The organism is Alishewanella sp. SMS8 (genome assembly GCF_030737935.1).
In the GTDB taxonomy this organism is placed as follows: domain Bacteria; phylum Pseudomonadota; class Gammaproteobacteria; order Enterobacterales; family Alteromonadaceae; genus Alishewanella; species Alishewanella maricola.
This window is the reverse complement of the sequence record NZ_JAPJEA010000003.1, coordinates 309,193-321,074: the sequence shown is the minus strand read 5'-3', so window position 1 is coordinate 321,074 and position 11,882 is coordinate 309,193. Positions and strand designations below refer to the sequence as shown.

Sequence of the window (11,882 nt, the reverse complement as noted above, 5' to 3'; positions counted from 1 at the left end):
CGCCCCGCTTTACTGCATGTATTGGTGTAACTTTTATAAAATTAGTTGTTATTAATGTTTGCTTTGCCAACTAAGTTACTGTTATTCATTGCCAATTTAACTTGCTGGCCTAAAAAATTTAATAAAATAATACTGCGACTGTCGCCATCGGCTTGTTGAAATACCGCATTTAGGCTAGCAAACGGGCCTGATAGCACTTCTAATGGTTGCCCTGGCTGAAAAACTGGCGCAGGTGCTTGGAGTTGTAAGGCAATTTGTTGATTCAGCAGTCCATGGATAAGCTGTTCTGGCACCGATGCGAGGGTTTGGCCAAATTTAACAAAGCCGGCTACACCACGGGTACTGCGAATACTGGATAAATTAACATCACAGGCTGCTTTTAAAAAAATGTAACGTGGAAATAAGGGCTCAGTTTTAGTGATGTGTTTGCCAGCACGAATTTTGGTGATATGGATATGAGGTACAAAGCTTTCAAAGCCTTGGTTTGCTAGGTGCTCTTGCGCCCGGCCTTCTTGTTTGGGTTTGCTGTATAGCAAGTACCAGTTATCCATAACTTATTGCGTCCATTGTTTTGCAAGCGCAATGGTAAGGTTGCCTAACCGCTGCGTCAAACACTTTAGCCCACAAGCCAGGCTAAGTGCTGAATTTTCGATCACTACCAACGCCATTCCCAACGGGCACCAATAGCATGGTTAAAATCGGTATTGTCGCTCAGGTTATCGGTTTTTTGCAGTTGATAGTCGAGCTTCAATAAACTATTCCACAATGGCTGCTGGTAACCCAGATGTAAGGCCACAGCGCGCTTTAATTGCGCAAGGTTGTTGTTGTTGTTGTTTAGCTGATAGTTGCTTTGGCTAAGCTTCAGATAACCGGCTTTACCCGACGGAGTAGTAAGCTGTAAACCCATCACCCACTCGTTATCAATGGGTGCGGCTTCGGCGCCAGGTTCAATAAATAGCCATTGGTTATAGTGCTCGGGCAGCTGTTGGTATTCTGCGAAAAAGCGGATCAGTACACTGTCGTTACCTAAGTGATAATGGCTGCCAACTAGCCAGCCGGTGGCGCTTTTGTCAGCTTGTTGATGCGACACTTCGGCATAAAGAGCTGCTACTTCAGACACATGATAACGCATATCAGCACCAAAGGTGCGTAGGTTATCTTGGGGTAATAGCGTGCTGTAGGGCTGTTGAAGCGGTAATTCCGTAAAATTGGGTTCAACATTACGGGCGCTAAAACCCAGTTCTAGTTTTGAAAATGGCTTTATACCCAACCGACTTGCGGCATAGTTGGCATGGCGCAGCGGCGAAGTGCCGGCAAAACTACCCACTTGAATATTAAAACTTACCGGGCCAAGCCAGGCCAGGTTGTTTAGCAACGGGGTATTGGGGTTTAAACGGCTTAATTGCACGCTACGAGTGGGCCGCTGCTGATTGTTGAAGTTAAAGCTGCTGTGGATAGCCGGGCCCCACCATTGCGGTTGCAGTGCCGCTATTAGCACCCAATTGCCTGCCGTATAGGCCGCGTAACTGTTATCCCAATGCTGTTTGTTTTCTGAATATTCGTTGGCGTCGTAACTGTCGGTTCTTACTTGTTGAAACACCCCTGCCGCCCAGTTGCCGCCTTTTAGCTCTGCACCAATACTTAACAAGCCATCTTGTTGGTGCTGCACGCCGAAACCTTGTTGACCGATAGGATCGGTACTGCCCTGCAAGGCTAAGCTTTTAATTTGCGTTTGCTGCGAAAAACTGGCGGCCGATTGAATGCGGTAAAACGCTTGTTGCTGTGCCGCGCTAAGCTGATTAACGTCGATATTGGCCAAGTCTTGCAAGATGGGTTGCCACATTACTGGCCAGGTATTGACGGGTGTGGTGATCAAACCGGCGTTAGCAAGTTGCTGTAAGCTTTGTTGTAAATAAGGATCGTCCGTTTTCAGCCACGGCGTTGCGTGCAGTTGTTGGGTGAATAGCACGGCGGCAAGCGCCATAGAAACTGTTGTAGTGAGCCGCATCGTTGTGTTTAACGTCCTGTAATGGCTAATTCGTTGGCAATGCTACCAAAGCCCCCCTGTGCAAGCAACCACATTACACCGCTCGACCCCGCCAACTGGCCCGACCGCACTCTGATACTGGTTAGACCACACTCAGAGACTGGTAGGATCTGACTCAGAGTGTGGTCGTACCTGTACCGGAGTGCGGTTGGACCAGTTAATGTTATCTAAATGGCTTTTATGTATATTCCAATTGAAAGCTTCGCGCTAATATGTAAACTACGTTGAAAACATCAATAAAAAGCAAATAAGGACATGGCAATGTTAAATAAAAACGCAATTACAAGCGTCATAATCAGCCTTTTACTAACCGGCTGCGGCGGCGGGTCCGGTAATGATGCTTCCCCGGGAAATGGCTCTGGCAACAATAACACCACCTTAACGCTGCAAGCCAATGTTATTCAAGAAACGCAATGCGGTACCACAACAAGTTCACCTAACGCCGAAATACTGGTGCATGATCAAAACTGGCAAGTTCTCAGCCGGCATAAAGCGAATTCGGCAGGTCAAATTTCTGCTGCCATTACCGGTGCCAATACGGTGAACTTAAGTGTTATCACGTTTAGCACCGGCGCGGGTGCCGAGTTTGTTGTTAACTCCTACGCGCAGCACCCTGTGGTTGATATGGGTACCATTTTCGTTCCTGGTAAAACGCAACAAGGCTGCGAATGTCGCAATACTAATGTGCGAGTCAATTCGCCTAACGGGGCGCTTAGTGCTAGCGACGTTCAGTTAACTGGTTTTAGTAGCCCTGAACTTCGCAAATCCTCCCCCGCTTTTAATGAAGTGCTTTTTGAGCAGGTAGGCATATGCCGTGTCGCTAACGGCAGTTGGCCGCTGTTAACGGCGTTTGCCAACCATGGCTCTGCCAATGCTATCGCGGGTAGCATTCGACAATACAATGGGAACAGCGAAGTGAGCTTAACACTGGATCAAAATGTGTCGACCATACCCGTTAGCGTAAATAGCAGCAGTGCATCATTGCTGGAAGGGCACTTTACTGAAACAGGCACGATTAATTTAAGAAGCCGCATGAATAGCAATGAGGCTTTTGTTTTTAATGAATTAGATGGTGTTAACTATATTATGGTGCGAGCTTCTGATACTCAATTTGATGTGACAGATGGAGGCACGGTATTACGTTCTGCATCGCAACGCATAAACTTTTTACCCCCGATAAATGACGCTGTTGTATTGAACATACCTACCAGTGATGCCATGAGTGCATTAGAGAATTTTTTAGTGCGTGATTTACCCTCAGACAATTTTAACTACAACTTAGGGGCAATACCGGGATTCAACACGTTTTATTTGTATGTTCAAACCACGTTGACTGACGGTACCCGCTATTTCCAAAGTTTTATAGGGCCGTTACAAGGTCAATATCCTGATGATGTGGCGCCGGCCGACTACGGTATTGACGACAAATTTGATGAGAATATTCGCGCTACGGTGGCCGTGTCGGTTATTCGCTATGATGAAAACGCCAGCTATCAGCAGTATTTACTGAATCAAATTGAACGCAGCAAACTAACCGCCTCAGCTCGCGCTACCGGTAAATGGGCTAAGTACAGTACTGTCAGTATTCAAGTTACTGCACCTAATTAATCATTTCATACTCAGTGGCTAGAATTCAGTGTTATTTTTTAGCCACTTTGCGAGTTTTGCGCTATTCAAACAACTATTGCTCGGCCTTATTGCAATACCTGGTTTACTAAGGGCATAGTCGGCTGCCGATATCGGATCCAACGGGGTGTTACTTTGCTGTTCGGTAAAAATGTCTTTAGCAAACTGATACCAACTTTTAAACTCATCACTACAATAATGATAAGTACCATAGGGTAATGCTTGTTGAGTTGTGTGTTTTTCTAAAACGCAGGTTATCACCGCGGCTAACGCTTTTACCGTTGTTGGCGCACCTATTTGATCGTTAACTACTTTTACTGCCTGTGGCTGTTGTGCAAGCTTACACATGGTGGTGTAAAAATTTTTGCCCGTATCACCGTATAACCAACTGGTTCTGATAATGTAATGCTGACAGGCTACGTGCTGAATGGCTAACTCCCCCGCTAGCTTACTTTTACCATATTGATTAAGCGGATTTGGCTTGTCTTGCTCTTCGTATGGCTTGCTGCTGGTACCGTCAAATACGTAATCTGTTGAAAAGTGTATGAGTACACTTTCTGTTTGGTCGCAGTATTCAGCTAACGCTTTAACGGCAAGCTCGTTTACCGCAAAGCAGGTTTCGCTGTCTGTTTCGGCTTGATCTACTGCAGTGTAGGCCGCGCAGTTAATAATAATAGTGGGTTTTAGCTGGTGTAAAAAAGCGGATAATGCGGCTTGGTTAGTAATGTCCAACTCTTCACGGCTTGTAGCCACAAAAGCCATATTGGCAGCCAGTAGTTCTGCGGCAATCGCTTTACCTAACTGGCCGTTAGCGCCGGTGAGTAAAATGTTTGGCGTAATTACCATTATATAGCGGCTATCAGTTGCTGTTTAACAACCTCAAAAGCCGGTGCTGTGCGATCTTTGTCTGACATCACAGTTACTGGCTGCGGCCATGTAATAGCAAGCTTTGGATCCAGCGCGTTAAACGCGCCTTCATCGGTTGGGTCGTAATACGCTGTAGTTTTATATGAAACTAAAGCAAAAGTGCTTAATGCCTGAAAACCATGCGCGAATCCAGGCGGGATCCACAGCTGTTGTGCTTGCTGTGCATCTAAGTAAATACCTTGCCATTGGCCAAAGCTGGCTGATGCGGGGCGTAAATCTAACATCACGTCATAAATTTCACCGTGCAAAACAGATATCAGTTTACCTTGCGGCTTAAAGCGCTGAAAATGCATGCCGCGCACTACACCTTGTTGAGAGCTTGATAAGTTATCTTGCACAAAAGCTTGGGTTAAACCCGCCGCTTGGTATTTGGCCGCGACGTAAAGTTCACGAAAATGACCTCTGTTATCATGATACACCGGCGGTTGGATCAGCAGGCAGTCTGGTAAGTGTGTTTTAGTGATCTGCATGAGTAGGCTAAGTAGTGCGCTAATGGGTGTATTATACATAAAGCTCTGTCGCTTTATTGGCACCTTTTAACGGCTTTGTAAGAGAAAAGAATGAATAAGTGTGTGTTTGTTACCGGTGGTTCAGGTTTTATTGGCTCTGCTGTGGTGCGTTTGCTGTTAGCAACAACTGACTTTACTATCGTGAATATTGATAAACTGTCTTATGCCGCAAACCCGTTGGCGTTGAAAACGGCAGAGCAGCACCCGCGTTACGTGTTTAAACAGCTTGATATTATTGATGAGGCTCAGCTTCATTTGCTATTTGCTGAGTATCAACCGCAGTATGTGATTCATTTAGCGGCAGAAAGCCATGTTGATCGTTCTATCAATATTGCCGCGCCTTTTATACAAAGCAATATTGTTGGCACCTTTAGCTTACTTGAAGCCTGCCGAAAATATTGGGCACAGTTGCCAGTTCTACAGCAGCAGGTGTTTAGGTTACTGCATGTGTCAACGGATGAAGTTTATGGCGACATTCCCCTAAACGCGCACGCCGCAACCGAGCAAAGTGCCTATCATCCCAGTAGCCCTTATTCGGCCAGTAAAGCTGCCAGTGATCATTTAGTTCAAGCTTGGCAACGTACTTATGGTTTGCCGGTGTTAATTAGCCATTGCACCAATAATTATGGCCCATTTCAGCATCAAGAAAAGCTGATACCGTTAGTGATAAACCGCGCCCTTGAAGGCCAACCGCTGCCCATTTACGGGGATGGCCAGCAAATTCGCGATTGGTTGTTTGTAGAAGATCACGCCAAGGCGTTATTAACGGTATTGCAAAAAGGTACTGTTGGTGAAAGCTATAACATTAGCGCGAATAACCAACTGACTAACTTAGAGGTGGTAAGCATTATTTGTCATGAGCTCGATAAGCTTATACCGGCTAGCAAAATGGGTATTAACCATTACAACGAGCTGATCACATTTGTGGCAGACCGCCCCGGGCATGATCGTCGCTATGCTTTAGATGCCACAAAAATCACCCAGCAACTTGGTTGGCAACCCAGCACCAACTTTGCTGAGGGGATTGTCAAAACCATTACAGCTTACCTCCCCTAGCAACTGGTCATACCGCACTCCGGTAAAGGGGCGGGCCACACTCAGACACTGATCTGACCTCACTCCGAGACAGGTCAGGCCACACTCAGAGACAGGTCAGGCAACACTCAGAGCCCCTTAATAGCCCAAAAAGAAAAATTCATGCTGATATTTGAATAATTATTTTACAGATAAATTGTATATTCATATTCAGCACCTTAAGATGAGCTTATTCATACTCATTGTATAAGCGTTGCAAGGAATCATTAATGCTATCTCAGTTTTCTAAAGTGTCTGTTATTGGCTTAGGTTACATCGGTTTACCTACAGCAGCGGTAATTGCTTCGCGTGGTGTTGAAGTCGTCGGGATTGATGTGTCGGAGCATGCGGTTAATACCATCAACCAGGGCAAGATCCACATTGTGGAACCCGACTTGGATATGTTGGTGCAGGCTGCAGTTACAACCGGTAAATTGCGCGCTTCGCTGGTACCTGAGAAGGCAGAAGTGTTTATGATTGCGGTGCCCACCCCGTTTAAAGAGAACAAGGCACCCGATCTCAGTTACATTCGTACCGCGTTAGAGAATATTGCGCCAGTTATTGAGAAAGGTAACTTGATTGTTCTAGAGTCGACCTCGCCGGTTGGCACCACAGAGCAAATTGCCGAATGGTTAAAAGAGTTACGCCCTGACTTAAAAGTGCCGTTAGATCATTCAGACGTTGCCGATGTGTATATTGCGCATTGCCCTGAGCGCGTTTTACCCGGCCGTGTATTGCAAGAGCTGGTAAGTAACGACCGTATTATTGGTGGTATTACCGAGCGCTGCGCTGAAAAGGCCATGTCGTTGTATCAGCTGTTTGTACGTGGTGAGTGTTTACGCACCACCGCCCGTACTGCCGAAATGGCCAAACTGACTGAAAACGCCTTTCGTGACGTGAACATTGCCTTTGCCAATGAATTATCACTGATCTGCGATAAGTTAAAAATTAACGTTTGGGAATTAATTAAACTGTCGAATCGTCATCCACGGGTGAATATTTTAAGCCCTGGCCCGGGTGTTGGCGGCCACTGTATTGCCGTTGACCCTTGGTTTATTGTTGATTCAGCTCCAGATTTAGCCAACCTGATCCGCACTGCACGTGAAATTAATGACGGCAAACCACATTATGTTATTAATAAAGTGAAAGAAGCGGCTGATCAATTCAAACGCCCTGTTATCGCTTGCTTAGGTTTAGCCTTTAAAGCCGATATTGATGATTTACGCGAAAGCCCAGCTTTAGATATTGCCGAGCATCTTATCAATGACAACGTCGGTGAGATTTTGTTAGTAGAGCCTAACATTAAAGAATTGCCTAAACGCATGAGCCAACACAACGATAAACTCACTACCCTCGCTAAAGCATTAGAGCGCGCCAATGTGTTAGTAGTGCTAGTAGATCACCGTCAATTCAAAGCGCTGCATATTAACGAAGTGGCTGCAAAAGTTGTAATTGATACACGCGGGATTTTTGGTTAAAAATAAAGTTAAGAGTACCGGTATGCTAAATTACCGGTACTCATTTTTTGCTAGATTCTGCCATATCGATCAGTAAAACGTTCAATATCATCCTCTTCAAGATAACGACCAGATTGAACTTCAATCAACTCCAATGAAGCATTTCCAGGATTCTCTAGTGCATGTATGCAACCAATCGGAATATAGATTGATTGGTTTTCGACTAGAGTTTGCTCAACATTACCCAGTGTAACTTTTGCTTGGCCAGACACCACTATCCAATGCTCAGCGCGATATTGATGCTTTTGTAATGACAACTTTTCGCCAGGTAAAACAGTAATACGTTTTACTTTATACCCTTCGCCTTGATCAATAACGTCATATTGCCCCCAAGGCCGATAAACCTGTCGGTGTGTATAATGCTCTGATCGACCTTCCTCTTTGAGCTTTTTGACTATTTCTTTAATCTGCTGGACTTGATCTTTATTCGCCACTAACACAGCATCATTAGTTTGAATAACAATGGTGTTTTCTAAGCCTACCGTTGCAACCAAACCACTTTCAGCATACACATAATTATTGTTGCTATTGAGCTGTAGCACCGCGCCATGTTGCACATTACCGCAAACATCTTTTGATCCTAACTCCCACAAAGCAGACCAAGAACCAATATCACTCCATTGCGTTTCAATTGGGACAACCACTACCGATTGAGTATGTTCCATCACGGCATAATCGATAGAATCTGCCGGACAGTGCATAAACAGCTCTTTATTAATACGCATAAAATCCGTATCAGACAGCGTTTTCGCTACCGCATTTTGGCAATGCAACAAAATATCTGGTCGATAAACCGCTAGCTCTTTTAAAAAGGCACTGGCTTTAAACATAAACATGCCACTGTTCCAGCAAACATCACTGTCTAAAAGCAGTTGTTTAGCTCGTTCAATGGTAGGTTTTTCAATAAATTGTTTTACCTGATATGCGCTAGCACATTCAGCTAACATTTTACCTTGTTTAATGTATCCGTAGCCGGTTTCAGGCCCTGCGGGCTTAATGCCAAAAGTGACTAACTGTTCCTTTTCTGCCAAAGGTTCAGCCGTAATAATTGCCTTTTCAAAAGCACCTATATCTGAAAAAACATGATCGGCGGCTAGCACGAGTAAAATGGGATCTTCACCATTTTGCATAGCATATAACGCAGCTATCGTAATAGCTGGGGCGGTATTGCGACTGATCGGTTCCAAAATGATATTTTTATCCAGCAGATTTAGCTGTCTTAGCTGCTCTGCCGCAATAAAACGATGCTCTTCATTACAAATAACTAAGGGATTAGCTGCGCTAATCCCTTCTAACCTCAGCAAGGTTGATTGCAGTAAAGACTTTTCGCCATGCAACGTTAAAAACTGTTTAGGCATCAATTCTCGAGAAAGCGGCCAAAGCCGACTACCGCTGCCGCCTGCCAAAACAACAGGTAATAACATGTAAACTCCAGGCAAATATTGAGTGCGCTAAAGCTAACTTACTTTGCATAAAAAAAATAGTGATTTATCCTTACTACAAACACCCTTGAGTACGCATTAAATTCAAACCGAGATTGACATAGCCTCAGGCTGAACTTGTTTGCTATTTGCAATTAAAGACTGACACGGCAAGTTCTTATTCAGCGACTGACGGATAGCCTGTAACTCTGCTTTGTCGATGTCGGCGTTAAACAGTTCACGATAAGCACGTAGCCGGGTAAATTTGTTATCGCCTAATGCCTCATAGCTAGGATGTGGCACAATGATTTGCGAGTTTAAACCGCCGGCATTGCTATGATAGCTTGACCAATGATACTGATCCGGCGTTCTAACAATACCTGCACGAACAGGGTTAAGTTCGATATAGCGATAACATGCCAAAACGTAGTAATCGTTTTCGACCAAACTAGCAAAGTATTTACCATCCCATACCGTACCGGTTCTCTCATTCAGCGAGTTATAGTAGCCGGCAAAATGCCGCCCTAGACATTGCATAAAATGCGGTACTTCTTTACCTGATTGTGGGGTTACTAACAGATGATAGTGATTCGACATCAGCACAAAAGCATGTAACTTGATGCCACACTCATCTAACTTATTGCATAACATAGAAAAGAACATTCCTTTTACTGCTTCAAACTTGAAGCAGTTCGTCCGATTATGCCCCCTGTGCACAATGTGATACGGCATATTATCAATAAACATACGCAGCCTCCTAGACATTTTTAGCAACCTTATGTTAAACAAAATTTAAAATAGTAAACAAAATTAAAAGCTGCAAATAAAAATTTCACCTATCAGACCTCAGACCAGTACCGGAGTAAGGTAAGACCTGTCTCAGAGTGCGGTCGGACCAGTACCGGAGTATGGTAAGACCTGTCTCAGAGTGCGGTCGGACCAGTGCCGGAGTATGGTAGGAGCTGTCTCTGAGTAAGGTCAGACCAGTACCGGAGTGTGGTCGGATCAGTGTTTGGGATGGAGAGCTGGGTTAAAAGGGAAAAACGCGAGGGATCAGTAGTAAACTAACCACGATGTAAGTAAAAGCAACGGGCGCTCCCATCAGGAAAAAATGTTTAAGGCGGTAGTTACTTGCATTGAATACCATCAAGTTGGTTTGATAACCGTAAGGCGTGATAAAGCTGGCTGACGCGGCAAATGCCACCCCCATCACCATGGGTATTGGATCAACGCCCATCCCCTGTGCCAAGCTGTAGGCGATAGGAAACATTAATGCCGCGGCGGCATTGTTGGTAATCATTTCGGTTAACAAATAAGTTAATAAAAAAATGCCCATTAAGGTAAAGAACGGCGCTTGGCCACTTAAACCTGTGCTTGCAAATTGACTTATCACGTTCGATAAGCCGGTGGTATTCATTGCCGTGGCAATACAAAGCGCACTGGTTACGACCAACCAAATTTCTATTGGGAAGCGACGTTTGATTTCGTTAACGGTTAAGCACTTAGCAAACAATAACACGGCCAGAAAGAACATCGCGGCTTGTAACAAACTGATAGGAGTAAACACACTCACGCTAATCATCACCGCAAAGCCCCACCACGTCAGTTTTTCACGGTGGCCACTGAGCATATCTTCGGTATCAATATCCGACAAAATATAGAAGTTTTTACTCAGGTTATGCCTGCTGCTAAAATCTGGCCCAGTTGCCAATAACATTACATCACCGGCTTTTAATGCTATATCGCCCAACTTACCGCTGACTTGTTCACCCTCACGGCGCACAGCCACGACTGCAGCATCGAACCGGGCACGAAACCCGGTACTTTTTAATGTTTTACCGATTAATACCGACTCTTCCTTGATCATCACCTCGGTTAATACTTGCGTCGTTAAACCGTTATCATCAGCAAATAAACGTAACCCCACAAATTGCTTAAGCACGTTGACTTTATGTACGTTGCCACTAAAGAGTAATTTATCGCCAGCACACAATACGTCATAACGCGCTACGGGCCGGATTAATTGCTTACCTCTAACGATTTCAGTTAAAAATAACGCATCAAGATGGCGCAAACCAGCCTCTTCCACCGTAAGCCCTACCAATGGCGAGTCCCCCATTAGTTCAGCTTCTAACAAGTAAGCGCTTCGGTTTTCAGCTGCAATAGTGTCATTCGGTAAAAATCGGCTCATAAAAATAACGACCCCACCGCAGGCTAGCGTGACGCCTAAACCTATCAAGGTAAAGTCAAAAAAGCCAAAACCTGGATGGCCTTTTTCAGTTAGCATTGAATGCACGATTAAGTTGGTCGAAGTACCTATTAAGGTTAAAGTTCCGCCGAAGATCGCGGCATAAGAAAGCGGGATCAACAACTTTGCTGGCGACACCGTTTTATTGCTACGCACGGTGTTAAGCATAGCTGCCACAACGGCGGTATTATTTAATACTGATGAGGCTAAAGCGGCAAAACTGACGGTGCGAAACACCGAACCCGACACAGAGCGGGTAAATAGAAAGCGCGAAATACGTCGTAAGATACTGGTTTTCTCTAACGAGTAAGAAATTAAAACCAGCAACACTAACGTGGCTAAACCCGAGTTGGCCGCATTTTTTAATACATCGGCCGTATCAATAAAACCCACGGCTAACAAGCCAAGTAACATGGCACCAAATACTGCGGCGGCATGCTGCTGAAAGCGTAATAACGCCATCAGCAACATCACCAGCAACCCTAAAAGCACACTCGCTTCAAGGCTCATTTA

10 protein-coding genes are annotated in these 11,882 nt (G+C 44.9%); 3 read left to right on the top strand and 7 right to left on the bottom strand.

All coding sequences use genetic code 11. The annotated features are described in order from the left end of the window. Positions 1–41: 41 nt before the first annotated feature. The gene (rfaH, locus tag ORJ01_RS11955) at positions 42–551 is read right to left on the bottom strand and encodes a transcription/translation regulatory transformer protein RfaH (protein WP_306178215.1); all 510 of its coding nucleotides are present in this window, start codon (positions 549–551) and stop codon (positions 42–44) included. 104 nt (positions 552–655) lie between these two features. Further along, positions 656–1,984, bottom strand: a complete 1,329-nt coding sequence (locus tag ORJ01_RS11950; RefSeq protein WP_306178214.1) for a capsule assembly Wzi family protein — start codon at positions 1,982–1,984, stop codon at positions 656–658. A 324-nt stretch (positions 1,985–2,308) separates the two neighbouring features. Here ORJ01_RS11950 and ORJ01_RS11945 point away from each other — a divergent pair, with 324 nt between their 5' ends. Further along, complete coding sequence (locus ORJ01_RS11945; RefSeq protein ID WP_306178213.1) at positions 2,309–3,655, top strand: hypothetical protein; 1,347 nt, start codon at positions 2,309–2,311, stop codon at positions 3,653–3,655. Between the two features lie 18 nt (positions 3,656–3,673). On the opposite strand, the gene rfbD is transcribed toward ORJ01_RS11945, so the two are convergent. After that, positions 3,674–4,519: a dTDP-4-dehydrorhamnose reductase gene (gene rfbD / locus ORJ01_RS11940; protein WP_306178212.1), complete on the bottom strand. Its 846-nt coding sequence runs from the start codon at positions 4,517–4,519 to the stop codon at positions 3,674–3,676. Continuing rightward, a complete protein-coding gene (gene rfbC / locus ORJ01_RS11935; protein ID WP_306178211.1) occupies positions 4,519–5,109 on the bottom strand; it encodes a dTDP-4-dehydrorhamnose 3,5-epimerase in 591 nt (196 codons plus the stop codon). Before rfbC ends, rfbD begins: the two co-directional genes overlap by 1 nt. A gap of 51 nt (positions 5,110–5,160) precedes the next feature. Here rfbC and rfbB point away from each other — a divergent pair, with 51 nt between their 5' ends. Both rfbB and wecC read left to right on the top strand, forming a co-directional pair. After that, positions 5,161–6,165, top strand: coding sequence for a dTDP-glucose 4,6-dehydratase (gene rfbB, locus ORJ01_RS11930; protein ID WP_306178210.1), 1,005 nt, complete (start codon positions 5,161–5,163; stop codon positions 6,163–6,165). 248 nt (positions 6,166–6,413) lie between these two features. Then, positions 6,414–7,661 carry a UDP-N-acetyl-D-mannosamine dehydrogenase gene (gene wecC, locus ORJ01_RS11925; RefSeq protein ID WP_306178209.1) on the top strand — a complete coding sequence of 416 codons (1,248 nt, stop codon included), beginning with the start codon at positions 6,414–6,416 and terminating at the stop codon, positions 7,659–7,661. A gap of 50 nt (positions 7,662–7,711) precedes the next feature. Here the strand turns inward: wecC and ORJ01_RS11920 are convergent, their stop codons facing one another. From ORJ01_RS11920 to ORJ01_RS11910, 3 genes are all read right to left on the bottom strand, one after another. Then, positions 7,712–9,124: a mannose-1-phosphate guanylyltransferase/mannose-6-phosphate isomerase gene (locus tag ORJ01_RS11920; protein WP_306178208.1), complete on the bottom strand. Its 1,413-nt coding sequence runs from the start codon at positions 9,122–9,124 to the stop codon at positions 7,712–7,714. 102 nt (positions 9,125–9,226) lie between these two features. After that, entirely contained in the window at positions 9,227–9,853 is a 627-nt protein-coding gene (locus ORJ01_RS11915) for a transposase (RefSeq protein ID WP_306178379.1), read from the bottom strand. 298 nt (positions 9,854–10,151) lie between these two features. Next, the gene (locus ORJ01_RS11910; protein ID WP_306178207.1) at positions 10,152–11,879 is read right to left on the bottom strand and encodes an SLC13 family permease; all 1,728 of its coding nucleotides are present in this window, start codon (positions 11,877–11,879) and stop codon (positions 10,152–10,154) included. Positions 11,880–11,882: the final 3 nt, after the last annotated feature.

What these genes read in the sequence shown, in the direction of transcription:
- rfaH (WP_306178215.1), bottom strand. Translation starts at nt 551, where the DNA reads ATGGATAACTGGTACTTGCTATACAGCAAACCCAAACAAGAAGGCCGG.
- ORJ01_RS11950 (WP_306178214.1), bottom strand. Translation starts at nt 1,984, where the DNA reads ATGGCGCTTGCCGCCGTGCTATTCACCCAACAACTGCACGCAACGCCG.
- ORJ01_RS11945 (WP_306178213.1), top strand. Translation starts at nt 2,309, where the DNA reads ATGTTAAATAAAAACGCAATTACAAGCGTCATAATCAGCCTTTTACTA.
- rfbD (WP_306178212.1), bottom strand. Translation starts at nt 4,519, where the DNA reads ATGGTAATTACGCCAAACATTTTACTCACCGGCGCTAACGGCCAGTTA.
- rfbC (WP_306178211.1), bottom strand. Translation starts at nt 5,109, where the DNA reads ATGTATAATACACCCATTAGCGCACTACTTAGCCTACTCATGCAGATC.
- rfbB (WP_306178210.1), top strand. Translation starts at nt 5,161, where the DNA reads ATGAATAAGTGTGTGTTTGTTACCGGTGGTTCAGGTTTTATTGGCTCT.
- wecC (WP_306178209.1), top strand. Translation starts at nt 6,414, where the DNA reads ATGCTATCTCAGTTTTCTAAAGTGTCTGTTATTGGCTTAGGTTACATC.
- ORJ01_RS11920 (WP_306178208.1), bottom strand. Translation starts at nt 9,124, where the DNA reads ATGTTATTACCTGTTGTTTTGGCAGGCGGCAGCGGTAGTCGGCTTTGG.
- ORJ01_RS11915 (WP_306178379.1), bottom strand. Translation starts at nt 9,853, where the DNA reads ATGCCGTATCACATTGTGCACAGGGGGCATAATCGGACGAACTGCTTC.
- ORJ01_RS11910 (WP_306178207.1), bottom strand. Translation starts at nt 11,879, where the DNA reads ATGAGCCTTGAAGCGAGTGTGCTTTTAGGGTTGCTGGTGATGTTGCTG.